Source organism: Bacillus cereus group sp. BfR-BA-01381 (assembly GCF_022663555.1).
Lineage (GTDB): Bacteria > Bacillota > Bacilli > Bacillales > Bacillaceae_G > Bacillus_A > Bacillus_A pacificus.
On record NZ_JAKUFR010000010.1, the window covers coordinates 22,849 to 49,262 of the forward strand.

Genomic DNA, 26,414 nt, shown 5'->3' on the forward strand with positions numbered 1-26,414 from the left:
CTTCTTTCATTATCCTACAAACGTTTGATACAGTAAGAAAATATTTAAAATGATAACAAGTATAGCAATGATCCAAGCGATTAAGGTTGTTATACGGTGGTTAACGAGCGCACCCATAATTTTTTTATTGCTTGTAAACATAATAAGTGGTACTAACGCAAAGGCAATACCGAATGATAAGACAACTTGACTCATGACTAGAGCGTAAGTTGGATTTACGCCTAAAGCGATAATAACTAATGGTGGAATCATTGTAATAAATCGGCGTAAGTATAACGGAATATGCATTCGAATGAAACCTTGCATAATAATATCACCTGACATTGTACCGACAGAAGAGCTAGATAGTCCTGCTGATAAGAGACCAATTCCAAATAAAGCAGCTGATACAGGGCCCACTAAAGTACTGAACTGGTTAAAAGCAACATCAAGATCTTCGACATGCAAGCCGTTTTTAAAGAATAGTGCAGCAGCAACAATTAACATACTTGCATTAATTGCTCCAGCGATAACCATTGCAATAATGATATCAATAAACTCGAAGCGGAAAATCTTTTTCTTTTGTTCATCATTTGTTCCGACTACGCGGCGTTGCGTTAAGGCGGAATGTAAATAGATTGCGTGCGGCATAACCGTCGCCCCTAAAATTCCGGCTGCAAGTAATATACTGTCTACACCTTGGAATTTTGGAATAAATAGTCCTGAAAGCAAAGGGCTTAATTCCGGTTTTGCATAAAAGACTTGTACACCGAAAGCGATAACAACGATAAAAATCATTCCTGTTATAATAGCTTCTAATGGACGGAAGCCTCTGCGTTGAAATTCAAGAATAATAAATGATCCAGCAGCTGTAATTAAAGCAGCTGGTAACATTGGAATTCCAAATAATAAATACAATCCGAGTGCTGCCCCGATAAATTCAGCTAAATCAGTAGCCATAATAACGAGTTCACCTTGTATCCATAAGCCGATGGAAACAGGTTTTGGGAAGTTTTCTCGAGCAATTTCAGGAAGGTTTCTACCTGTAGCGATTCCTAATTTAGCTGATAAAGTTTGGATTAATACAGCCATTAAATTAGAAGCGAGAATTACCCAGAGTAATAAATATCCGTATTGTGATCCAGCGGCAATATTTGTCGCGAAATTGCCAGGGTCAATATAAGCGACTGAAGCAATAAAAGCAGGACCTAGGAATGGTAATAGTCTTTTTAATCCTTTCGTTTGTCCGCTTAATGCTAAATGCGCTGATTGAACAGTTGTACTTTGAGAAGGGACATGTTCATCTTTTGATATATCTTTATTCATAGTAGTTTTCCCCTTTAAAATGTTAACATGATGAAATTATTGTAAGTATTCTTATTGTTTATTTCAATACATTTAAATGTATTAGATGATATTTTTATCCCGCTTTAATGGGCAGTAAGACCCCCACCTTAAAATTCAGGGAAAGCAAAGAAGTTAGGAGGGGGATCAACTGCCCATAAAAGTCCGATTGGTTCAACTAATAATCAGTGGGGGATGAAGAAAACCCCCACTGATTAAAGTTTCACTTTATTTGAACACAAATGTTTCCTTAGTGCAAATTATATGCCTTTATACAATGAATGGTGTAGCGTTATTAAAAATTGGGAGTTTATGGTGTGATGACGTGGGGAAACATAATGAATTAAAGGGCTGTTTTTGAAATTTATGTGAACATAAAGCCGATAATACAGCATATTAATTGATGGAATTGCATTTGTATGATATATAATATATTGGGATTACAACATAACCATAGTGTTTTGGTGTGTAATCTTGTTTTTTATTTTTGTTAACTGATAGAAAATAGTATAAAGAGAAGAAAATGGGATTCATTTTCTTATTATATATGTTTTGATATGAACGTTAACTTATACATGATTTTAAAAATTAGATAGGTGGTAGAAATACATTGGCAACTACAAAACCATACAGAGTATTACTATATTACATGTACACAACAATTGAAAACCCAGAAGAATTCGCGGCAGAGCATTTAGAATTTTGTAATTCACTTGAGTTAAAGGGAAGAATCCTTGTAGCTAAAGAAGGTATTAACGGAACTTGTTCTGGTACTGTAGAACAAACAGAGAAATACATGGAAGCAATGAACAACGATCCACGTTTTGACGGTATCGTATTTAAAATAGATGAAGCTGACGGTCATGCATTCAAGAAAATGCACGTACGTCCTCGCCCAGAATTAGTTACACTTCGTCTAGAAGATGACATTAACCCACACGAAATCACTGGTAAGTATTTAGAGCCAAAAGATTTTTATGAAGCAATGAAACAAGAAGATACAGTTATCATTGATGCACGAAATGATTATGAATTTGATTTAGGTCACTTTAAAGGTGCGATTAAACCTGATATCGAATCATTCCGTGAATTACCAGATTGGATTCGTGAAAATAAAGAAGTACTTGAAGGTAAAAAGATTTTAACTTATTGTACAGGTGGAATTCGTTGCGAGAAGTTTTCTGGTTGGTTAGTTCGTGAAGGCTATGAAGATGTAAGTCAGCTTCACGGCGGTATTGTAACGTACGGAAAAGACCCAGAAGTACAAGGTGAGCTTTGGGATGGACAATGTTACGTGTTTGATGAGCGTATTGCTGTACCAGTAAACCAAAAAGAACATGTTATCGTTGGTAAAGACCATTTTACTGGTGAACCTTGTGAGCGCTATGTAAACTGTTCAAATCCAGAATGTAACAAGAAAATTTTATGTTCTGAAGAAAACGAAGCGAAATATTTACGTGCATGTTCTCATGAATGTCGTGTAAGTCCACGTAACCGCTACGTAATACAACATGAATTAACGGAAGAGCAAGTAGCTGCTGCATTAGAGCAAATCGAAGCAGGGAAGTAAGAGGAATTCGTGTAATAAAAAAGGGTACTCCAAACTTTATGTTGGAGTACCCTTTTTATATTGTCCGGTTCAGCCTTTTGTCGGTTTCTGTCGGTAAGTCGATATATCTGGAAAATCGCCGATATATTTTGAGTTGCGCTGATATATCCGAAAAATCGCTGATAAAAATTTCAATTACTGTAGCGTACCACATATTTCAATGTAAAAATAATCTTCTTTATTTCGAATCATCTTTCTCTCTCACAGCAGAAAGTACAGTTTGTTTAACCCATGCTTTTCTTCGTTTATGTTGTAGACCCCATTGGTATAAACTTTGCGCACCTAAAATAAGTGAAATGACGATGCCGCTAATTGCTATTAAAAGCGCGAAAAATTCAAGTGGCGACGATATTTTGTTTGAATCGGTGTTTCTTAACAGGTCAATCATAGTAAACCCTAACATTTGGCCCACAACAGAGTAAAGCGTTAAAATTAATAATAAAAGACTATCCTTTTTAGAAGCGACATTTTCTTGATATTTAAACAAACTATCAAGATTTTGTTTCGCGTTCGAGTATAGAACCTCAATATTAAAAAGTTTTCTTAAACGAAAGAAAATATCTTCACTTTGTGATTGGGATACTAATTCTAAAGAAAAATAATTAGCAGTGAACGAATTGATCGAATAAATTAATTTCTCTATTTCATTAGTATCTTGTTCAATGTTTAGCTCAGCATAGGCGTTAGCCATTTTTAATAAAACAATTTTATGGAATAGGTTTAATAATAAAGCGTAATAAAATTCTCCGTACATTTGACTAGCAAGTTTAGTGATTTCGCGTTCTCCTTCATTTGTTACACATGTAAAAATATGTTCTTCCATAATGAAATAACGATTTGGAGCCCATCTCTGGTAAGCGTGTTTTTTTAAATAGTCATGAATGTAAGGAAGGTTATTTGCACTTACATAAGCCTTACCATCACTTGTTAACCCAGAAAGACTGGAAGTACGATAAACATCCACTTCGGTAAACTCCATATCTGCTTTTATACATAGTAAAGTTTGAACGTACATTCTTTGATCTTCAAAGAAAGGAAAGGTTTGAAAGTAAGAACTTCTTAATCTCTTCTTCTCAAAGAAATCTGTTACGCCATGAAATAAATAACCAAAAATGAATCTTTCCACTTGGGAATATTTTTTTCCATTACATTCAATGCAAATCGTTTCATTTGTATCATTTTTAGTTTCAAGTACACGGAAGCGGGCGGCGAATTCAATTGCTTCTGATAATGTCATGTTTGGAGCGGTCTCTACTTCTGTACGAATTGTTAAGAAACCAAGCTCATAAGGACAAAGTGTTACGTCAATAGAATGAATCTTAAATGGAACGGAAATAAGATTTGTTGTTAAATGTCCAGTTAAATTAAGGTCTTTAGAATAGCGCTGCAACCCTTTTTGATGCTCTGAATGAGGAAATAAAATTTTATTTGTAAATGAAAGATAGTATGCTTCCATATTTTGATGTGAAACTTGAAACTTTCCATAGTATGTATTTTCATTTTCAAGATGATCGAGTCGAAAAGGGCGAAAGTCATTTTTTTGTAAGAAAGGGAACATATTTTGTTCATACCCAGTTTTAAAAGAAAACGGGAATATAAATTGAAATATAGCTGTTGTTACATCTTTTTCTTCAATTGTTTGTATTGCCTCCATTTATATTGTTTCCTTTCCATATATGCTATAAAAACAACATGCCCAAATTTATTTGAAAATAACCACTGTTTTATACTTGATTAAGAATGAAAATTCAGCTTATTTAGTAGGGGACATGTATAATGTTATGTATACTAAAAGTTATAAATTGATATTTTAAAAAGGGGGATGTTGTATGCGGATTTTAGTATTAGGAGCTGGTGGCGTTGGAGGCTTTTTTGGAGGTCGCTTAGTAGAAAAGGGAGAAGAGGTTACGTTTCTTGTTCGCAGTAAAAGGAAAAAACAATTGGAGGAAAGAGGACTTGTAATCCGCAGTGTTAACGGGGATTTTTCCTTCCAACCGAAATTAATAACGAAAGAAGATCGAACCGCTCCATTTGATGTCATTTTATTTTCAACAAAAGCGTATCACTTAAACGAGGCAATTCAAGATTTGAAGCCGTTTGTAGGTGAAAACACTGTAATCATTCCATTGTTAAATGGTATCGCTCATGTATCACTATTACAAAAAGAATTCGGCGAGGAAAAAGTAATTGGTGGTTTATGCTTTATCGAGACGACTTTAAACGATCAAGGAGAAATTGTACAAACTAGCACTGCCAACAGACTAGTGTTTGGAGAAATGAAGTCTCAAGATTCAGAGAGAATAAAGCATATTTCTAAAGCATTTGCAGGTACGAAATCTAGTTTTATTTTAAGTGAAAACATTATGCAAGATATGTGGCAAAAATATTTATTTATTACTGTAATGTCAGGTGTGACAACATTAATGCGGGCACCGATAGGACCGATTCGTGAAAGCGAAGGTGGACGCGATTTTATCCAAAACTTATTTGAAGAATGTATGCAAATTATGAGATGTATAGGAGCGCCAATTAAAGATAATATTGTCCAAGAACATATGAAAACAATTGATAAAATTTCGTATAATATGAAGTCATCGATGCAGCGTGATATGGAAAAAGGTTCGTCTATTGAAGCGAAGCACTTACAAGGATACTTACTAGATGTAGCAGAACAATTTTCTATAGAAGCACCATTATTAGGAGCAGTATATCAAAATTTGAAAGTGTATGAAGAAATGACCTTTAACAAATCAGCAATACAATTGGATGTATGAAAAAATAAAAAAGAAAGCAATATATAAGTGTATTGCTTTCTTTTTTTATGACAAATCATTTATTTCTTTTTGTTCTATCTGTCAAATTTATTTCCTGTTCACGTTTACCGTATAATTGATTAATTTCATTTGCTAATGCATCTAAATAAGAATCGGAAAAAATAGGCTTCTTTTCTTTAGACATATAGGTCTCCTTTATCGATTTTTTAGTATTCATTATGTATATTTACCGGCGGATTATGCGCAATCATTTTAATTTTTTCTTTTTAAAAATTTTTGTTTACATTTTGAAAATAAAGGAGTATTATAATCCACAGTTTCAATTTTCTAAATCGCTGAAACCGCATGGTACGGGGGACCCGTTCTTATGGATTAGTTCTTAATCCAATGGGGTGAATCCTTGAAAAAGGTAGGGCTACTCATAGGCCCGAATCCGACAGCTAACCTCGTAAGCGTTATATTGAGAAGGAAGGTGGAGCTTGTGCGACAAAAAAAATAATGTCTACAAGTCTATTTCGCTATGGCTTGTAGACATTTTTTGTTTTCTGAAGAAATAGTTTACTGGCTGTAACAAGCAGAATCGTTCGTACAAAATTATTGGAGAGTGGACAGCATTGGTTTCATCTATTAAAAGGTTTTTAATTGGAAGGCCCTTAAAATCAACTGAGTTAGGAGAGCAAAAGCTTAATAAAACGAAGGCGCTAGCCATTCTTTCTTCTGACGCATTGTCATCAGTTGCATATGGTCCAGAGCAAATATTAATTGCTTTAGCAGGTGTTGGAGCGATCGCTTATTGGTATTCTATTCCGATAGCCATTGGGGTATTAGTATTATTGACAGCCCTTATTTTATCTTATCGTCAAATTATTTTTGCTTATCCGCATGGCGGAGGCGCGTATGTTGTATCAAAAGAAAATTTAGGGATGAATCCGGGCTTAATTGCTGGAGGATCTTTATTAGTCGATTATATTTTAACTGTTGCAGTAAGTGTGTCTGCAGGTACAGATGCGCTAACATCTGCTTTTCCTAGTTTACATGCACATAATGTAATCATTGCGATTATATTTGTTATATTTATTACCATCTTAAATTTAAGAGGGGTAACGGAATCAGCTTCCGTTTTAGCATATCCTGTTTATTTATTCGTTTTAGCACTATTTATATTAATTGGTGTAGGGATATATAATATTTTAACTGGTCACGTGTCACCGAATTTACACACGCCGATTGGAACACCAGTTGCAGGGATTAGTTTGTTTTTACTGTTACGAGCATTTGCATCAGGAAGTTCTGCTTTAACAGGTGTTGAAGCAATTTCAAACGCAATTCCAAACTTTAAAGATCCTGCACCTAACAATGCAGCGAAAACATTGCTTGCAATGGGTGCATTACTTGCAGTTTTATTTTCAGGAATTGTGTTCTTAGCTTATTATTACGGAATTTCTCCAAGTAAAGAAGTAACAGTTGTTTCACAAATTGCTGAACAAACATTTGGACGTAATTTCATGTACTATTTTATACAAGGTACAACAGCTTTAATATTAATCCTTGCTGCTAATACAGGCTATTCTGCATTTCCACTATTAGCAGTTAACCTTGCAAAAGACAAATTTATACCGAGAATGTTTACGATTAGAGGAGACCGCCTAGGTTACTCAAATGGAATTATTATACTTGGAATCGCATCGATTATTTTAATTGTAGCTTTCCAGGGGCAAACAGAGCATTTAATCCCGTTATATGCAGTAGGCGTATTTATTCCATTTACCCTTTCTCAAAGTGGTATGGTATTAAAATGGCTTCGTGAAAAACCAGAAGGATGGGCTTTACGATTAACAGTCAATTTAATTGGTGCAGTCATTAGTTTTATCGTAATGAGTATGTTCTTTTTAACTAAATTCGCACAAGTTTGGTCAATCCTTATTTTCTTACCTGTTATTATCTTCTTGTTCCACCGAATTAAGAAGCATTATGATGCAGTGGGTGATCAATTAAGCTTAAAAACTTGCGAACCTCTTATTCCAATTGAGGGGAATGTAATTGTCGTTCCAGTAGCTGGTATGACGCATGTAGTAGAAAATTCATTAAACTATGCGAAGTCTCTATCTGCAGATCAAGTTATCGCTGTATATGTTGCTTTTGACAGAGAAGAGGAAAAGAAATTTGAAGAGAAATGGAAGAAGTGGCAACCTGAAGTAAGACTTGTTACATTACATTCTCATTATAGAAGTATTATTCAACCGCTAACGAAGTTTATTGATACAGTACAATATAAAGCGAGTGAATCAAATTACCGAGTTACTGTCGTTATACCACAGTTCATTCCGAAAAAAGGTTGGCATAACATTCTCCATAATCAGTCTAGTTTACTCATTCGTGCGTATTTACTCTATAAAAGAAATGTTGTTATTACGACAGTTCCATATCATTTGAAAAAGTAAGAAGTTTTTTAAAGGATAGCTTTACGAAAGTGGAGCTATCCTTTTTGTGTATACGCTATGCATAATTGCATATGAGTCTAAAAGATATATTGATATAATTTTTGTATCTGTGAGTAAGTAGAGGTTTTTGTTGTGATATATGGATATTTTAATTGAAAAAGTGAAGTGGATTATATTTTGAAATAAAGACATTAAGGCTTGAAAATAAAGGGAATGAAAATACTTCTTTACGTTGTATAAATAGCTGTGTTTAAATGACCTTACAGTACAAAACTTATATGAAAACAAAACGGAATTTCATATTTACGTACGTTATTTAGTTTAAGATGAATAATATTTTTATGTAATATATTCACTGTGTGAATGTGGAAATCGCTATAAAATAGAAATTTTATACAATGTTATTCATACTAATCACATATGAAAAAATAATAAAATGTTTTGTGACGATAAGTAAGTACTGTAGCAATACGAGAGAGGTGGTTCATACATGGATTGCGGTGAGAACGTTCTCTATTTTAACCATCTCAAATTATGGGTAAGAAAATAGAATAATAAAATGCGATAGTAATAGTTGCTAATACATAGGAGGAGTTAAAGTGAAAAAGACTTTAATTACAGGGTTATTGGTTACAGCAGTATCTACGAGTTGCTTCATTCCTGTAAGCGCTTACGCTAAGGAGGGGCAACCAGAAGTGAAAACAGTATATGCACAAAATGTAATTGTTCCAAATACATTATCCAATTCAATTAGAATGTTAGGATCACAGTCACCACTTATACAAGCATATGGACTAGTGATTTTACAACAGCCAGACATTAAGGTGAACGCGATGAGTAGTTTGACGAATCATCAAAAGTTTGCAAAGGCAAATGTAAGAGAGTGGATTGATGAATATAATCCGAAGTTAATCGACTTAAATCAAGAGATGATGAGGTATAGTACTAGATTTAATAGCTATTATAGTAAGCTCTATGAACTAGCAGGGAACGTAAATGAAGATGAACAAGCAAAAGCAGATTTTACAAATGCATATGGAAAATTACAATTGCAAGTAAAAAGCATCCAAGAGAGTATGGAGCAAGATTTATTAGAGTTAAATCGATTTAAAACGGTATTGGACAAAGATAGTAACAACTTATCAATTAAAGCTGATGAAGCAATAAAAACACTGCAAGGATCAAGTGGAGATATTGTGAAATTAAGAGAAGATATTAAAAGAATTCAAGGGGAAATTCAAGCTGAATTAACGACTATTTTGAATAGACCTCAAGAAATTATTAAAGGTTCTATTAATATCGGTAAACAAGTATTTACAATTACAAATCAAACTGCACAAACGAAAACAATTGATTTTGTTTCTATCGGTACTTTAAGTAATGAAATTGTAAATGCTGCCGATAGTCAAACGAGGGAAGCGGCTCTTCGTATTCAGCAAAAGCAAAAAGAGCTATTGCCACTTATTCAAAAATTATCACAAACTGAAGCAGAGGCGACTCAAATTACATTCGTTGAAGATCAAGTAAGTAGCTTTACAGAACTAATCGATCGTCAAATTACAACATTAGAAACGTTGTTAACGGATTGGAAAGTTTTAAACAATAATATGATCCAAATTCAAAAGAATGTTGAAGAAGGCACATATACAGATAGTAGTTTACTACAAAAACATTTCAACCAAATTAAAAAAGTAAGTGATGAAATGAATAAACAAACGAATCAATTTGAAGATTACGTTACAAACGTTGAAGTACATTAAAAATAAGTAACGATATAGGGAGAGAAGAAAAATGACAAAAAAACCTTATAAAGTAATGGCTCTATCAGCACTTATGGCAGTATTTGCAGCAGGAAACATTATGCCAGCTCATACGTATGCAGCTGAAAGTACAGTGAAACAAGCTCCAGTTCATGCGGTAGCAAAAGCTTATAATGACTATGAGGAATACTCATTAGGACCAGAAGGCCTAAAAGATGCAATGGAAAGAACAGGTTCAAACGCTTTAGTAATGGATCTGTACGCTTTAACAATTATTAAACAAGGTAATGTTAACTTTGGAAATGTATCGTCTGTTGATGCTGCTTTAAAAGGAAAAGTGATTCAGCACCAGGATACAGCTAGAGGAAATGCGAAGCAATGGTTAGATGTATTGAAGCCACAGCTTATTTCAACAAATCAAAATATCATTAATTACAATACGAAATTCCAAAACTATTATGATACTTTAGTTGCTGCGGTTGATGCAAAAGATAAAGCGACGCTTACGAAAGGATTAACTAGATTATCAAGTAGTATTAATGAAAATAAAGCGCAAGTAGATCAGTTAGTAGAAGACTTAAAGAAATTCCGAAATAAAATGACGTCGGATACGCAAAACTTTAAGGGTGATGCAAATCAAATTACATCTATTTTAGCTAGTCAAGACGCTGGAATTCCGCTATTGCAAAATCAAATTACAACGTACAATGAAGCAATTAGTAAATATAATGCAATTATTATCGGTTCATCAGTTGCGACAGCTCTAGGGCCAATTGCAATTATTGGTGGTGCAGTAGTTATTGCTACAGGTGCAGGAACGCCGTTAGGAGTGGCGTTAATTGCAGGTGGTACAGCAGCTGTAGGCGGTGGTACAGCTGGAATCGTATTAGCAAAAAAAGAGCTTGATAATGCACAAGCTGAAATTCAAAAAATAACAGGACAAGTTACAACTGCTCAATTAGAGGTAGCAGGATTAACAAACATTAAAACACAAACGGAGTATTTAACAAATACAATTGATACTGCAATTACAGCGTTGCAAAACATTTCAAACCAATGGTACACAATGGGATCAAAATACAATTCTTTACTTCAAAATGTAGATTCAATTAGTCCGAATGACCTTGTTTTCATTAAAGAAGATTTAAACATTGCGAAAGATAGCTGGAAAAACATTAAAGACTATGCAGAAAAGATTTATGCTGAAGATATTAAAGTAGTAGATACGAAAAAAGCTTAATTAAATACGAATCGTTAGAGCGTTACGTATTGATGAAAGATTTGAAGCACCTGTTCAGTTGTGAGCAGGAGCTTTTTATCCCACTTTAATGTGCGGTAAGACCCCCACCTCAAAATGCAGCGAAAGCAAAGAATTTAGGTGGGGATCGGGCTGCCCCTAAAAGTCCGATTGGTGAGGGCTGATAATCAGTGGGGGATGAAGAAAACCCCCACTGATTAAAGTTTCACTTTATACCCTTATAAAGAAAACAGGTGAAAAGTATGCAGAAACAATTTTATAAAAAATGTCTTTTAACGTTAATGATGGCTGGGGTGGCAACGAGTAATGTATTTCCTTTACATCCTTTTGCAGCAGAACAAAACGTAAAAACATTGCAAGAAAGTGCGGGAAATTATTCGTTAGGGCCAGCTGGATTCCAAGATGTAATGGCACAAACGACATCGAGCATATTCGCAATGGATTCATATGCAAGCTTAATTCGAAATCAGCAAGAGACTTATTTGAGTAAAATAAGTTCGATTAATAGTGAGTTTAAAGGAAATATGATTCAGCACCAACGAGATGCAAAAATTAACGCGGCGTATTGGTTAGATCATATGAAGCCGCAAATTATGAAAACGGATCAAAATATTATTGATTACAATAATACTTTTCAAGCGTATTATAGTAGCATGCTAATAGCAATTGATCAAAAAGATAGCGTAAAGTTAAAAGCGGATTTAGAAAAATTGTATGCGGATATTGTAAAGAATCAAAATGAGGTAGATGTATTATTAGGAGATTTGAAAGCCTTTCGTGATAGAATGGCGAAAGATACAAATAGCTTTAAAGCGGATACAAATCAACTAACCTCGATTTTAGCAAGTACGAATGCTGGAATTCCAGCTTTAGAGCAACAAATTAATACATATAATGACTCAATCAAAAAGAGTAATGATATGGTTATCGCTGGTGGTGTACTTTGCGTAGCGTTAATAACATGCCTTGCTGGCGGACCAATGATTGCCGTTGCGAAAAAAGATATTGCAAATGCAGAAAGAGAAATTGCCAATTTAAAGGATAGAATTTCTGGCGCACAAGCAGAGGTCGCAATTTTGACAGATGTAAAAAATAAAACAACAAACATGACTGAAACGATTGATGCAGCAATTACAGCATTGCAAAACATATCAAATCAATGGTATACAGTAGGGGCAAAATATAATAATTTACTACAAAACGTAAAAGGAATTAGTCCAGAAGAGTTTGCGTTTATAAAAGAAGATTTGAATACAGCGAAAGATAGCTGGAAAGACATAAAAGATTATACAGAAAAATTACATGAAGGTGTGGCGAAGTAAACAGTGGGCTAGTTCCGCTGTTTATTTTTTTATCCTGTTTTTGTGAGGGTGGACTTGTAATTTGATATATAAATTTCTGATCAAGTCTTTTATATTTAATGTTTTAATGAAAAAAAGCTATACTGTAAGCAAAACTAAAAATTGGAAAGGAAATACTAGAACATGGAAAATTATCTATTATTTATCCTTACAGCAATGTTAATCATAATGATGCCTGGTCCTGGTTTTGCACTAGTTACAAAAAACACTATCTTGCATGGTAAAAATGGTGGAATAAAGACTGTTTTAGGAACGATATCTGGAATGATGATTCATACAATAATGGCTACGTTAGGACTCTCTGCTATCCTAATGAAATTTGCTATGTTATTTACATTTATAAAATGTGCTGGGGCTTTTTATTTAATTTACTTAGCTGTAAAGTCAATTAAAAGTGCCTTACATAAAAAAGAAGATATGTCAGGTCCAATAGAAATGGACACTAAGAATATTGGGGTAATTAAAAGCTTTAGACAAGGATTTACTACCGCGATTTTAAACCCAAAAACTGCTGTGTTTTTCCTTAGTTTTTTACCCCAATTTATTGTAAGTAATCAAAATCATTTCCCCCAATTTCTTTTATTCGGAGTCACATTTACGACTTTGACAGCAATATGGTATTTACTTTACATCTCACTCATACGTCAATTAAGAACTTTTTTAAGAAAAGAACGAGTGAGCCGTACAATGGAGGGGATTACAGGTGCGGTATTATTAGTATTTGGGGTTAGATTATTTTTCCAAAAATAAATATGTATATGAAAAGAGAAATAATCAATAGTGGTTATTTCTCTTATTTATTCTAAAACTATACTATTTTACAATTAATTTCACACTTACATACTAATTTGAATTTTAAAAATGAGTTTCTCAATAATCCGACCTGTTTGCTTAATAAAAAGATTCTACATTATGGGAGCCGAGTCGCCCGTAAACGCCTAATTTGTGAGGGATGATAATCAGTAGGGGAGGGACATAATCCCCATTGATTAAATTTCATTGCATATACTAAGCGGAGTAGAAGTTCAGGTAGATAAAATTCTGTAGTCGAAATTTATTACATAAAGCTGTATAATGCTTGTAACGAAAAGGAAATACAGGAAAGGATATGTAGTGAGTTACTATGGATAAAGATAAACAACAATTAAGCGTTGAAGTTGCAAGATTATATTATCAATCAGATTATAGTCAGCAAGAAATTGCTAACAAACTAAATATTTCAAGACCGACGATTTCTAGGTTATTAAAGTACGCGAAAGAAAAAGGATTTGTTCAAATTAGTATAGCTGATCCATTTGCTGATTTAGATAACGTTGGAAATTTACTGAAAGAAAAGTACAATTTGTTAGAGGCGCATGTCGTATTTTCTCCAGTGCCAGAATATGCAACGATTACAGAGTATATTAGTAAATATGCAGCTGAGTATATGGAAAAGACGGTTAAAAATGGTGATATCGTTGGTGTAAGCTGGGGAATGACGATGTATGAAATCGCTAGAAAAATTGTACCGCAACATGTAAAAGGTGTAGAAGTCGTTCAGTTAAAAGGCGGTATTAGTCATTCGAGTGTAAATACATTTGCGAATGAAACAATTGCTTTATTTGCAGATGCTTTTCAAACGACGCCAAGAAATCTACCTCTTCCAGTTATATTTGATAATGCAGTGACAAAGGAATTAGTAGAGCAGGATCGACATATTCATCACATTATTGAAATGGGGAAACAAGCAAATATTGCAATTTTCACTGTAGGGACAGTGCGAGACGAAGCGCTATTATTCCGATTAGGTTATTTCGATAAGGATGAAACAAGTTTACTCAAAAAACAATCGGTCGGTGACATTTGTTCACGTTTCTTTGATGGGGATGGAAATATTAGTAGTGAAGAAATTAATAAGCGGACCATTGGAATTGAGTTAGAGGAACTGAAATTAAAGAAACGTTCTATTTTAGTTGCTGGTGGTAATAGAAAAATAAAAGCAATTCATGGTGCGTTACGTGGCGGATATGCAAATGTATTAATTATCGATCAGCATACAGCAAAAGAACTGTTACATTATCAAAAAGATTAGAAATAAAAGGCTTTCTCAAGATATTAAATTTTGAGAAAGCCTTTTATTTTGTTATGTATGAATTATGGGAGTGCTGTTTGAATACAAATTGCTTTTTTTAAAATAATTATGGATATTGAGATACATACTACCATTGTTAATATAAAAGTTTTGATTTTAAATAGAAAGTGTTTCTTAGTTAGAATAAGCTTTACTTACTACAGAAAAATGCCTTTTCAAAAAGAATGAACAAAATTTCAAAAGTGTATTTACATTTGTTCAACTAAGAGTTAGAATGAAGTTGTTAAAAGATATGAGGAGTGAAGATAATGAACATTGCAAAGTTAATTGACCATACAATTTTAAAAGCTAATACTACTAAAGAAGATGTTATGAAAGTAATCGAAGAAGCAAAGGAATATAAATTCGCTTCTGTTTGTATTAATCCTACATGGGTAAAGCTAGCTGCTGAAGAATTAGCTGGACATGATGTAGATGTTTGTACTGTAATCGGTTTCCCATTAGGCGCAAGTACTACTGAAACAAAAGCTTTCGAAACAAAAGATGCTATCGCAAAAGGTGCAACTGAAGTTGACATGGTAATCAACGTAGGCGCTTTAAAAGATGGCGACGACGAACTTGTTGAAAAAGACATTTATGAAGTAGTACAAGCAGCAAAAGGAAAAGCTCTTGTAAAAGTAATCATTGAAACTTGCCTATTAACAGATGAAGAGAAAGTACGCGCTTGTGAATTATCAGTAAAAGCTGGTGCTGATTTCGTAAAAACTTCAACTGGATTCTCAACTGGCGGAGCAACTGCTGAAGATATCGCATTAATGCGTAAAACAGTTGGACCAAACGTTGGTGTAAAAGCATCTGGTGGCGTTCGTACACGTGAAGATGCAGAAAAAATGGTAGCTGCTGGAGCTTCTCGCGTTGGAGCAAGTGCTAGTGTTGCAATCGTATTAAATGATGCAAAAGGTGCTACAGATAACTACTAATCATTAATGATGTCAAAAGCAATAGATACACAAAGTAAAGTGTATCTATTGCTTTAACAATTGAAAAAGATGTAAGCGGATACGAATGGGAGGAGACGGCTTATGAAATACTTAATCGGTGTTTTAGGCCTCGTATTGATTTTAGGTATCGCTTGGCTTGCTAGTAATGATAGAAAAAAAGTCAAATATCGCCCAATCATAACGATGGTTATATTACAATTCATTTTGGGGTTTTTATTATTAAATACAAGTGTAGGGAATATATTAATTAGCGGAATAGCAGATGGTTTTGGAGAGCTATTAAAATATGCCGCTGACGGTGTGAATTTCGTATTTGGTGGATTAGTAAATCAAAAAGAGTTTTCGTTCTTTTTAAGTGTATTAATGCCAATCGTATTTATCTCAGCTTTAATCGGTATTTTGCAACACATTAAAGTGTTACCTATTATCGTGAAATCTATCGGTCTAGCATTAAGTAAAGTAAATGGAATGGGAAAACTAGAATCATATAACGCTGTTGCTTCTGCGATTTTAGGACAATCTGAAGTGTTTATTTCAGTTAAGAAACAACTAGGATTATTGCCAGAGAAAAGAATGTATACATTATGTGCATCTGCAATGTCTACCGTTTCAATGTCTATCGTTGGATCGTATATGGTGTTATTAAAACCGCAATATGTTGTAACCGCTTTAGTGCTTAACTTATTCGGTGGCTTTATTATCGCTTCTATCATTAACCCTTATGAAGTTACTGAAGAAGAAGATATGTTAGAAGTACAAGAGGAAGAGAAAAAGACTTTCTTTGAAGTATTAGGAGAATACATTATAGATGGATTTAAAGTTGCGATTACAGTAGCAGCTATGTTAATTGGTTTCGTTGCTCTTATCGCATTCATTAACGCTGTATTTAAAGGTGTAATCGGTATTTCATTCCAAGAAATTCTTGGTTATGTATTTGCGCCATTTGCATTTATTATGGGTGTACCTTGGCATGAAGCTGTTAATGCTGGAAATATTATGGCAACAAAATTAGTATCAAATGAATTTGTCGCTATGACAGATTTAGCACAAGGAAACTTTAATTTCTCAGATAGAACGACAGCGATTATATCTGTATTCTTAGTTTCATTTGCAAACTTCTCTTCAATTGGAATTATTGCAGGAGCAGTTAAGAGCTTAAATGAAAAGCAAGGGAATGTAGTCGCAAGATTTGGTTTGAAATTACTTTTCGGTGCAACATTAGTAAGTTTCTTATCAGCAACAATCGTAGGCTTATTATTTTAATAGATTCATATCATATAAAAAGGAATGGTGATTGTAATGAGAATGGTAGATATTATTGCGAAAAAACGTGACGGTAAAGAATTAACGACTGAAGAAATCAAATTCTTTATTAATGGATATACAGACGGAAGTATTCCTGATTATCAAGTGAGTGCACTTGCAATGGCAATCTTCTTTAAAGATATGACAGATCGCGAACGTGCAGATTTAACGATGGCAATGGTGGAGTCTGGAGAAACGATCGACTTATCAGCAATTGAAGGAATTAAAGTAGACAAACATTCAACTGGCGGTGTTGGTGATACAACAACATTAGTATTAGGACCATTAGTAGCTGCTTTAGATGTACCAGTAGCAAAAATGTCTGGTCGTGGTTTAGGACATACAGGCGGAACAATTGATAAATTAGAAGCGGTAGAAGGATTCCACGTTGAAATTACAAAAGAGCAATTTATTGATATTGTAAACCGTGACAAAGTAGCTGTTATTGGACAAACAGGAAACTTAACACCTGCAGATAAAAAGATTTATGCATTACGCGATGTAACCGGAACGGTTAACTCAATTCCTTTAATCGCAAGTTCAATTATGAGTAAAAAAATTGCAGCTGGTGCAGATGCAATCGTACTTGATGTAAAAACAGGTGCTGGCGCATTCATGAAAACAGAAGAAGATGCAAAAGAATTAGCACATGCAATGGTACGTATCGGAAATAATGTAGGACGTCAAACTATGGCTGTTATTTCAGATATGTCACAACCACTTGGTTTTGCAATTGGTAACGCTCTAGAAGTGAAAGAAGCGATTGATACGTTAAAAGGTGAAGGACCAGAAGATTTAACAGAATTAGTACTTGTATTAGGAAGTCAGATGGTTGTACTTGCGAAAAAAGCAAATACACTAGAAGAAGCGCGTGAAATGTTAATTGAAGTTATGAAAAACGGAAAAGCAACAGAGAAGTTTAAAGAGTTCTTAAGTAATCAAGGCGGAGATAGCTCAATTGTAGACAATCCAGAAAAAATGCCACAGGCGAAGTATGTAATTGATGTACCTGCAAAAACTTCAGGTGTTATTTCTAACATTGTTGCAGATGAAATTGGTATCGCAGCTATGTTACTTGGTGCTGGCCGTGCGACAAAAGAAGATGAAATCGATTTAGCAGTAGGATTAATGTTACGTAAAAAAGTTGGCGATGCAGTAAAAGAAGGCGAGCCATTCGTAACAATCTACGCAAACCGCGAAAATGTAGAAGATGTAAAAGCAAAAATTTATGAGAACATTTCTATTGCTGAAACAGCAGTGGCTCCTAAATTAGTGCATACAGTTATTACTGACTAATCATCATTACACTTACTTTGAGGAGGAAATAATATGGATAAGAAAAAATATATTGAAGAAGCAAATAAAATGTTAGAAAAAGCATATATTCCGTATTCAAAATTTCCTGTTGGTGCAGCGTTAGTTACGAAAGAAGGTAAAATCTATACTGGTTGTAACATAGAAAATGCTTCTTACGGCTTATGTAACTGCGCAGAAAGAACAGCGATCTTTAAAGCAGTATCAGAAGGTGAGCGCGACTTTAGTTACTTAGTTATTACAGGAGAAACGGACGGACCGATTTCACCGTGTGGTGCTTGTAGACAAGTAATTGCTGAATTCTGTGAACCGAAAATGCCTGTATTACTAACGAATGTAAAAGGCGATGAAAAAGAAGTGACTGTTGAGCAATTACTGCCAGGTGCTTTCTCAATAGAAGATTTAAAATAAGTTGAAAAACCCTTCCACAAATATAAATTGTGGAAGGGTTTTTTATATTTAAATGTTGAATGTAATATTTTGTTCATATTCCGTTCATAAACTTTGCGTAAAATGATTGCAGCGAATAATAGAAAGTTTACAGCAGGAGGAATAGAATGAAGAAATTATATAATGCAGCATTCAGCTACTTAATTATCGGTTTATTATCAGGAGTTTTTGCAAGAGAGTACTCGAAAGCACAAGGAATTAAAGGATCCACAATGTTGCAATTGGTGCATACACATGTGTTAGTACTTGGTTTCGTATTCTTTTTAATTGCTTTGGGTCTATTTAAAGTATTTCATGTACAAGAAGCAAAGAGCTTTTGTGCATGGTTTGTAGTTTATAATGTCGGATTAATTTTTACTATTGCTACAATGCTATGGAGAGGTCTTCTACAAGTAAATGGAACTGACTTTAACGGTTTAAGCCATATGGCTGGATTAGGTCACGTTATTATAAGTATCGGGCTCGTTTGGTTTATGATTTTACTCAAAAAATCTGTTAAATAGATAGGAGTGGAGAGGATGATAGCACTTTTATCAAGTATTGTAGCAGTTTGTATGGCGGTTGGTGTCATGTTTCTTCGCTTTAAAGCAGCGAAAAAGCCGGTAACGAAAAAGAAAATAATATTGCCGCCAATTTTTATGAGTACTGGCGCAATGATGTACTTCTTACCAGAGTTTCGATTAACATCGTTAGAAATAGTAGAAGCGATTAGTATAGGACTTATTTTCTCTATATTCCTTATTAAAACAACGAAGTTTGAAATAAGAAATGAACAAATATATATGAAACCGTCAAAAGCATTTATATTTATTTTAATTGGGCTATTAGCTGTACGAGTAGCGTTGAAATCATATTTAAGTCAATCGATTGATTTAGCGGAGTTAAGTGGAATGTTTTTCTTACTTGCATTTGCCATGATTGTGTCATGGAGAATTGCGATGTATCGTTCGTTTACTAGATTAGAAAAGACAATAAAAAGAGCTGGAATTTCTAAATAGGAAATCCAGCTCTTTTTATGTTTTATTAAAATCCTTTAGCGCGGAACTCATTTGCTTAATTTTAAACGTATTTGAGCATCTTGTAATGCGGCTGGTGTAACGTTAAGACCATTTTGATCAACAATTTTTGTGTTTAATAAAATGGAATCTAGGCTTCCACGAAATGTTTGTGTATAGTTTTGACGCAACATTTGTTGTTCTTGTTTTTCATCAACTGTTAATCCAGATACTTTTTCTTTTTTTGATAATTCGTTAATACGGAATAAAATGTTTTTCATTTGTTTCACCTCTAGTTAAAGTTAATTACATTAGTTACTTACTAATGTATAGTTATTGTAACGTGTAATTTTAATTATGTCAACACCATCAAAAAAAGGTTAAAAATTGACGAAAAATTGTAACAATAATAAAATGAATTGATTAGATCATTAGTTTTTTTATTATACATAGAACGCTAGGGGGATTATTATGAAATCAACATTTTTTGCTCAAAATAGAGAACGATTAGTAAACACATTACCAGATGAATCCATTACTATTTTATTTGCTGGACAAGCACCTCATATGTCAGCCGATGCACATTATAAATTTGTGCCAAATCGAAATTTTTACTATGTAACAGGGATCGATGAACCAAATGTTATTTTCATGTTGAAGAAAGTTGGAGGTAGTGTAGAGGAAACACTTTTCATTGAAAAGTCAGATCCAGTAATGGAAAAGTGGGTCGGTAAAACAGTTTCTAACGAAGAAGCAGAGAAAATTTCAGGTATAAAGAAAGTTGTATATTTAGATAGCTTTGAAAAAACAATGTCAAATGTACTTTTTACAGAAAATGTGAAACATCTATATTTAGATTTAGAACGTCGTGAGTGGAATGGTACGGAGACAAAAACATTAGCATTTGCTAAACATGTAAGAGAACAATATCCACACGTAACAATTGGTAATGTATATCCGAATATTTGTGAATTGCGAGTGTTTAAAACAGAAGAAGAAATTGAAATTGTGAAAGAAGCGATTGCTGTAACGAAAGAGGGCATTTATAACGTACTTAAGCATGCAAAAGCAGACATGATGGAGTATGAATTAGAAGCTCAGTTTGATTTCACATTGAAATCATCTGGCATTAAACATCATGCGTTCAATACAATTTTGGCAAGTGGGAAAAATGCTACAGTTCTTCATTATGAAGACAATGATGCACAAATTCAAAATGGTGATTTAGTATTACTAGATTTAGGCGCTCAAAAAGACTACTATAACGCTGATATTAGTTATACATTCCCGGCAAATGGAACATTCTCTAGTCGCCAAAAACAAATATATAATATCGTATTAAAAGCATTGAAAGAAACAACAGAACTCATTAAGCCAGGAGTAAAGTTTTCTGCATTAAATGAGCATACAAAAAAGGTACTAGCAGAAGAGTGTAAAGCTATTGGTTTAATTCAAGAAGATGAAGAGTTATCAAAATACTATTATCATGGTGTGAGCCATTTCCTTGGCTTAGATACGCATGATGTAGGAACATATAAAGATAGAGTGTTAGAAGAAGGTATGGTTATAACAATTGAACCTGGTCTTTATATTGAAGAAGAATCAATTGGCATTCGTATTGAAGATGATATTCTTGTAACGGAAGACGGACATGAAAACTTGTCAAAAGATATCATTAGAGAAGTGGAAGAGATTGAAGCGTTTATGAGAGAAAATAATGTGAATGTAAAGGAAGATGAGGTTGTTACGAAATAATAAGTAGAAAAGGTGCTCAATTTTGAGCGCCTTTTTATTTTGTTCATTTTAAATCTCCATATTTTCTTGAAAATCATCTTCTACAATGATTTTGACAAAGAAAAAGGAGGGATTTTCCATGAAGCGATTTGTATTAACAGCTCTTACGGTCTCTGTAATATTTTTAATTGCTGCATGTTCTGCGACTACAAATACAACAAATGATCATAAAAATATGAAAGATAAAAAAACATCACAGACTGAAACAGCTACAAAACCATTGAAGGTTGAAAAAGGACCAGAAGTTACTTTAATAGCGAGAGAAGAAAAGCAAAAGTTAGGTAACGGTGTTATTGTTCCAGTCTGGACATTTAATGGCTCATCTCCTGGTCCAGAAATTCGGGTGAAAAAAAGTGAACAAGTGAAAGTGACATTAAAAAATGAATTATCTGCACCGGTATCTGTTCATTGGCATGGATATCCTGTCCCAAATAATATGGATGGAATTCCAGGCGTGACACAAGATGCGGTTGAACCTGGAAAAAGTTTTACCTACGAATTTAAAGCGAACGTACCAGGAACGTACTGGTATCACTCGCATCAAGATTCTGTAAATCAATTAGATAGAGGTTTGTATGGAGCACTCATTGTAGAAGATACAAAGGAAAAGTATGATAAAGATTACACATTAATGTTGGATGAATGGATAACAGATAAAGAAGAGATTAATAAACAGTTAAAAGAAATGACAAAAGGAAAAACAGAAAAAGCAGACAGTAAAAAATCTAGTATGGATAATGACAATACAAAAAAGAATGATGATATGAAGGGTATGGACCATTCTGGTATGGACATGGACAGTGATAAAAAAGATTCTGGCAATATGACAGGAATGGACCATGGAAATATGAAGATGGAAGGTCATAATATGAGTATGTATGATTTATTCACAATCAATGGTAAAAGCGGGGATTTAGTAGAACCATTAAAAGTGAATAAGGGAGATAAAGTTCGTCTGCGACTCGTTAATGCTGGTTATCTATCACATGATATACATGTTCACGGTCATGATATAAAAGTAATTGCGACAGATGGTCAACCAATAAACGATCCAAAAGTTATAAAGGATCAAGTAATTTCAATCGCACCGGGTGAACGTTATGATATTGAATTTACTGCTAATAATCCTGGGAAATGGTATATTGAAGAGCATTCAGCAAATAAAGGTGCAAAAGGAATGAAAGCTGTTATTGAATATGATGGCAGCAAAGAGATGAAAGATAAAGCAAACGAAAAAGAAAAATTACCGAAATTAGATATGACGAAATATGGTGCTAAAAAATTAGGTAGTTTCACGTTAGACCAACAGTATACTGCCACATATAATATGGACTTAAATACGAAAATGAATGGAAATGAAATGGTATATACAATTAACGGAAAGGTATTTCCGGATATTGACCCAATTCAAGTGAAAAAGGATGATTTAGTAAAAGTGAAATTGGTAAATCGTTCTAAAATGGATGATCACCCAATGCATTTACATGGTCACTTCTTCCAGGTGTTGAGTAAAGATGGAAAACCGATAGAAGGTTCTCCAATTGTAAAAGATACATTGAACTTAAAACCGGGAGAAGAATATGAAGTAGCCTTTGTAGCAGATAATCCGGGTGAGTGGATGTTCCATTGTCACGATTTACATCATGCTTCAGCAGGGATGGTAACGGAAGTGAAATATAAAGATTATAAATCTGATTATGTTCCAAACCAAAATATTCCTAATAAGCCAGAATAATATGAAGCAGTTATCCTATGGATAGCTGCTTATTCATTTTCGTTGCAAGAGTCAATGTATATTTTGATCATGCCCGGGTGAAGGTGGGGGAGTATGATCTGGGAATGTCACGAATACGGCAACGATAATTACCACACTAATTGATAGTAATAACAAAAAACGCCTTTGGATAAAAGCAGAAAAAGTTTCTGATAAAAGTTGAATCATACATGACATAGTTATTGTTATCGTAAGTAAAAGACTAATAAACAGTATACTATGAGCTTGTTGAGCATTTAACATTTCTGTAATCATTGCTCCCATCATACTTGCCATTAAGCCAGAGAACATGCCTTCTAAAGCAGTATATAGGTGAAAACGTAGACCGATAAAAAAACCGATACAACCACTAATTAATACGGCAAGCAAAGTGGAATAGAGCAATTCACCTTTAAAAAGAATACCAAAATAAAAACCGATACTTAAACTGATACTCATACTAAAAGACATAATAAATACCATATACTCCATTAGGGTACCCTTGCGTTTAGAAATATATGATGTAATAAGAATTGAGATACAACAAAGTGTTAAGGCCGTTAATGTGTAAGCGAACATTATGATACCTCCCTGTCCTATCGTTCATTTCATCATATGTTTATATGGAGAGTACTTATGCTTATTTATATCTGCACAATTTAATTAATGTAAGTAAGAAGGCTCCTGATTTTTGGGGGCGTCTTTTTACTTATGAGCATGTGAATGTAAGAGTTAAATGAAGAGTTTCTATTGTGAAGCCATAAAGAATAAGCGTATAATATTATAGTTATCCCATTACAGGGAGTAATCCGCGAATGATAAATAAGATTGTTGTTTTTATCATCGCTTCTAAACAGATAGACAATGAAAGTAACACTGGAATACAGATAGGGAGTTATAAAATGAAATTAATTATTGCCGAGAAACCAGATCAAGGTTTGGCTCTTGTTTCACAATTTAAATATCGCCGGAAAGATGGATATTTAGAAGTAGAAGCGAATGAGTTATTTCCAAATGGAGCGTACTGTACATGGGCAATTGGTCATTTGACGCAGTTATGTAATCCAGAACATTATCACGCAGAGTGGAAAAAATGGTCACTTAATACGTTACCGATGATTCCAGAGCGTTTTCAATTTGAAGTAACAAAGTCGAAGTATAAGCAATTTAACGTTGTGAAACAGCTGTTACATAATCCACAGGTAACAGAAATTATTCACGCGGGCGATGCTGGGCGTGAAGGGGAATTGATTGTACGGAATATAATTAATCTTTGCAACGTGCAAAAGCCAATGAAGCGTCTTTGGATTTCCTCTTTAACGAAGCAAGCTATTTACCAAGGATTTAAAAACTTGCTTGATGAATCAGACACGATTAATACGTATTACGAAGCATACACAAGATCTTGTGCTGACTGGGTTGTTGGTATGAATGCATCACGTGTGTTTAGTATTTTGTTAAAGAAAAAAGGAATGAATGATGTATTTTCAGCTGGTCGTGTACAAACACCGACACTCGCGTTAATCGTAAAGCGTGAAAAGGAAATAGAAAACTTTAAGTCAGAGCCGTTCTGGGAAGTGTTCGCAACCTTTAATATAGAAGGAAAGAAGTATGAGGGGAAATGGGAGAAGGATAGTGAATCCCGCTTAAAAGATCCAGATATGGCGAATAAAATTGCGGCGTTTTGCCAAGGTAAACCGGCAGTAGTGAAGGAAATGAAAACGGAGCGTAAAGAGTTTCAACCTCCGCTTTTATTTAACTTATCATCACTACAAGCAACGGCAAATAAAGCATTTAAATTTTCACCGAAAAAGACGCTTGATATAACGCAAGCATTATATCAAAAAGGAATTGTCTCTTACCCTCGTTCGGATTCCAACTATGTTACCCAAGGAGAGGCAGCAACGTTCCCTGATATTTTACAGAAGTTAAGTCAGTTTGATGAATATAAAGGTTTATTACCGGCTCCGGTTGAATCGATTATGAATAATAAGCGTTATGTGAATGAAAAGAAAGTAACAGATCACTACGCGATTATTCCGACAGAGCAAGTTACAAACCCAAGCAGATTATCAGGTGATGAAAAGAAAATTTACGATATGATCGTAAGAAGACTGATTGCCGCTCATTATGAAGTTGCAATCTTTGACTATACAACGATTGTAACGCTTGTAGATGAACGTGCTGAATTCATTTCAAAAGGAAAACAGCAAATTCAAGAAGGATGGCGTAAAGTTATTTTCCAAGACGATAAAGATGACGAAACCATTCTTCCAATTGTAGCTGAAGGTGAAGAAGGAAAAGTTGTAAAGGTGAAAGTGAAAGAAGGAAAAACACAACCACCGAAGCGTTATACAGAAGGACAACTTATTACGTTAATGAAAACGGCAGGTAAGTATTTAGAGAACGAAGAGCTTGAGAAAGTATTAAAGAAAACAGAAGGTTTAGGTACGGAAGCGACTCGCGCTGGAATTATTACGATGCTGAAAGACCGTAAATATATAGATGTGAAGAAAAACCAAGTGTATGCGACCGATAAAGGAAAAGTATTAATTACCGCAATCGGTGATAAAATACTAGCTTCACCAGAAATGACCGCAAAATGGGAGCAGCGCCTTGCGGAAATTGGGGAAGGTACAGCATCACCAGCAACTTTTATGGAACAAACGAAAAAATTATCAGCTAAAATTATTGAAGATGCGGTGGAAATGTCTGAGAAGTGGGATTTCACTGGATTACATGTTGAATCGATTGAGCGAAAAGGATCGAAATTTACAACAGGTAAAAAGGTTGGTAGCTGTAAAAAATGTGATGGCGATGTAATTGATAAGTCAACGTTTTACGGCTGTTCTAATTACAACACGACACAATGTGACTTTACCATTTCGAAGAAGATATTAAGTAAAACAATTTCGCAAAAGAATATGACTAAGCTTTTAAAAGGTGAGAAGACCGATTTAATTAAAGGATTTAAAAAGGGCGAAAAAACATTTGATGCGAAGTTAGAGTGGAAAGATAATAAGATTAATTTTGTGTTTGAGAATTAAGTTGTTTTAACAAATAAAAATATGATAATTAAATTATATCCTATAGAATAGACGCTTAAAAAAGTCTATTCTATAGGATATTTTTTTGAATAAGTAGTACTATATATTTTTGTTTGAAATAAAATATACAATAAAAAAATCTTTATAATTGATAATTA

22 protein-coding genes and 1 riboswitch are annotated in these 26,414 nt (G+C 34.0%); of the genes, 17 read left to right on the plus strand and 5 right to left on the minus strand.

Translation table 11 applies throughout. From position 1 onward, the window contains the following. Window positions 1–9 precede the first annotated feature (9 nt). Complete coding sequence (locus tag MR079_RS05410) at window positions 10–1,305, minus strand: Nramp family divalent metal transporter (RefSeq protein ID WP_001030651.1); 1,296 nt, start codon at window positions 1,303–1,305, stop codon at window positions 10–12. A gap of 628 nt (window positions 1,306–1,933) precedes the next feature. On the opposite strand from MR079_RS05410, the gene trhO reads away from it, so the two are divergent. Continuing rightward, a complete protein-coding gene (gene trhO / locus MR079_RS05415; protein ID WP_000246231.1) occupies window positions 1,934–2,893 on the plus strand; it encodes an oxygen-dependent tRNA uridine(34) hydroxylase TrhO in 960 nt (319 codons plus the stop codon). 217 nt (window positions 2,894–3,110) lie between these two features. On the opposite strand, the gene MR079_RS05420 is transcribed toward trhO, so the two are convergent. Next, entirely contained in the window at window positions 3,111–4,586 is a 1,476-nt protein-coding gene (locus MR079_RS05420; RefSeq protein WP_242293682.1) for a hypothetical protein, read from the minus strand. 175 nt (window positions 4,587–4,761) lie between these two features. Between MR079_RS05420 and panE the strand changes: the two genes are divergently transcribed. After that, window positions 4,762–5,706, plus strand: coding sequence for a 2-dehydropantoate 2-reductase (gene panE, locus MR079_RS05425; protein ID WP_139867738.1), 945 nt, complete (start codon window positions 4,762–4,764; stop codon window positions 5,704–5,706). A 55-nt stretch (window positions 5,707–5,761) separates the two neighbouring features. Here panE and MR079_RS29195 read toward each other — a convergent pair whose 3' ends face one another. After that, on the minus strand, window positions 5,762–5,890 hold the full coding sequence (locus MR079_RS29195) for a hypothetical protein (RefSeq protein ID WP_000031869.1): 129 nt from the start codon (window positions 5,888–5,890) through the stop codon (window positions 5,762–5,764). A gap of 139 nt (window positions 5,891–6,029) precedes the next feature. After that, window positions 6,030–6,176: riboswitch (cyclic di-AMP (ydaO/yuaA leader) on the plus strand. Window positions 6,177–6,320: 144 nt separating this feature from the next. On the opposite strand from MR079_RS29195, the gene MR079_RS05430 reads away from it, so the two are divergent. From MR079_RS05430 to MR079_RS05485, 12 genes are all read left to right on the plus strand, one after another. Next, window positions 6,321–8,147 carry an APC family permease gene (locus MR079_RS05430; protein ID WP_000254878.1) on the plus strand — a complete coding sequence of 609 codons (1,827 nt, stop codon included), beginning with the start codon at window positions 6,321–6,323 and terminating at the stop codon, window positions 8,145–8,147. A gap of 599 nt (window positions 8,148–8,746) precedes the next feature. Next, the gene (gene nheA / locus MR079_RS05435) at window positions 8,747–9,907 is read left to right on the plus strand and encodes a non-hemolytic enterotoxin NHE subunit A (RefSeq protein WP_242293683.1); all 1,161 of its coding nucleotides are present in this window, start codon (window positions 8,747–8,749) and stop codon (window positions 9,905–9,907) included. Window positions 9,908–9,938: 31 nt separating this feature from the next. Continuing rightward, entirely contained in the window at window positions 9,939–11,147 is a 1,209-nt protein-coding gene (gene nheB, locus MR079_RS05440) for a non-hemolytic enterotoxin NHE subunit B (protein WP_000162970.1), read from the plus strand. Between the two features lie 260 nt (window positions 11,148–11,407). After that, window positions 11,408–12,487 (plus strand): non-hemolytic enterotoxin NHE subunit C, encoded by a 1,080-nt coding sequence (nheC, locus tag MR079_RS05445; RefSeq protein WP_242293684.1) that lies wholly within the window; start codon window positions 11,408–11,410, stop codon window positions 12,485–12,487. A gap of 162 nt (window positions 12,488–12,649) precedes the next feature. Further along, window positions 12,650–13,276, plus strand: coding sequence for a LysE family translocator (locus tag MR079_RS05450; protein WP_242293685.1), 627 nt, complete (start codon window positions 12,650–12,652; stop codon window positions 13,274–13,276). A 373-nt stretch (window positions 13,277–13,649) separates the two neighbouring features. Then, window positions 13,650–14,597, plus strand: a complete 948-nt coding sequence (locus tag MR079_RS05455) for a sugar-binding transcriptional regulator (protein ID WP_242293686.1) — start codon at window positions 13,650–13,652, stop codon at window positions 14,595–14,597. Window positions 14,598–14,905: 308 nt separating this feature from the next. Beyond that, entirely contained in the window at window positions 14,906–15,577 is a 672-nt protein-coding gene (gene deoC, locus MR079_RS05460) for a deoxyribose-phosphate aldolase (RefSeq protein WP_001017443.1), read from the plus strand. A gap of 102 nt (window positions 15,578–15,679) precedes the next feature. Beyond that, on the plus strand, window positions 15,680–16,861 hold the full coding sequence (locus MR079_RS05465) for a NupC/NupG family nucleoside CNT transporter (protein ID WP_000876191.1): 1,182 nt from the start codon (window positions 15,680–15,682) through the stop codon (window positions 16,859–16,861). A gap of 36 nt (window positions 16,862–16,897) precedes the next feature. Then, entirely contained in the window at window positions 16,898–18,199 is a 1,302-nt protein-coding gene (locus MR079_RS05470) for a pyrimidine-nucleoside phosphorylase (protein ID WP_001983022.1), read from the plus strand. Between the two features lie 33 nt (window positions 18,200–18,232). Continuing rightward, the gene (locus MR079_RS05475; RefSeq protein WP_000358526.1) at window positions 18,233–18,628 is read left to right on the plus strand and encodes a cytidine deaminase; all 396 of its coding nucleotides are present in this window, start codon (window positions 18,233–18,235) and stop codon (window positions 18,626–18,628) included. A 146-nt stretch (window positions 18,629–18,774) separates the two neighbouring features. Then, window positions 18,775–19,170, plus strand: a complete 396-nt coding sequence (locus MR079_RS05480) for a DUF2871 domain-containing protein (RefSeq protein ID WP_242293687.1) — start codon at window positions 18,775–18,777, stop codon at window positions 19,168–19,170. Window positions 19,171–19,185: 15 nt separating this feature from the next. Further along, window positions 19,186–19,665: a CcdC family protein gene (locus tag MR079_RS05485; RefSeq protein WP_242293688.1), complete on the plus strand. Its 480-nt coding sequence runs from the start codon at window positions 19,186–19,188 to the stop codon at window positions 19,663–19,665. A gap of 47 nt (window positions 19,666–19,712) precedes the next feature. Here MR079_RS05485 and MR079_RS05490 read toward each other — a convergent pair whose 3' ends face one another. After that, window positions 19,713–19,943, minus strand: coding sequence for a DUF896 domain-containing protein (locus tag MR079_RS05490; RefSeq protein ID WP_000789788.1), 231 nt, complete (start codon window positions 19,941–19,943; stop codon window positions 19,713–19,715). 190 nt (window positions 19,944–20,133) lie between these two features. On the opposite strand from MR079_RS05490, the gene MR079_RS05495 reads away from it, so the two are divergent. Both MR079_RS05495 and MR079_RS05500 read left to right on the plus strand, forming a co-directional pair. Then, window positions 20,134–21,417 (plus strand): aminopeptidase P family protein, encoded by a 1,284-nt coding sequence (locus tag MR079_RS05495; RefSeq protein ID WP_139867724.1) that lies wholly within the window; start codon window positions 20,134–20,136, stop codon window positions 21,415–21,417. Between the two features lie 118 nt (window positions 21,418–21,535). Continuing rightward, entirely contained in the window at window positions 21,536–23,191 is a 1,656-nt protein-coding gene (locus MR079_RS05500) for a multicopper oxidase family protein (protein ID WP_242293689.1), read from the plus strand. A gap of 51 nt (window positions 23,192–23,242) precedes the next feature. On the opposite strand, the gene MR079_RS05505 is transcribed toward MR079_RS05500, so the two are convergent. Next, window positions 23,243–23,788 (minus strand): hypothetical protein, encoded by a 546-nt coding sequence (locus MR079_RS05505; RefSeq protein ID WP_139867720.1) that lies wholly within the window; start codon window positions 23,786–23,788, stop codon window positions 23,243–23,245. A gap of 323 nt (window positions 23,789–24,111) precedes the next feature. Here MR079_RS05505 and topB point away from each other — a divergent pair, with 323 nt between their 5' ends. Beyond that, window positions 24,112–26,256 (plus strand): DNA topoisomerase III, encoded by a 2,145-nt coding sequence (topB, locus tag MR079_RS05510; RefSeq protein ID WP_087965067.1) that lies wholly within the window; start codon window positions 24,112–24,114, stop codon window positions 26,254–26,256. Window positions 26,257–26,414 lie beyond the last annotated feature (158 nt).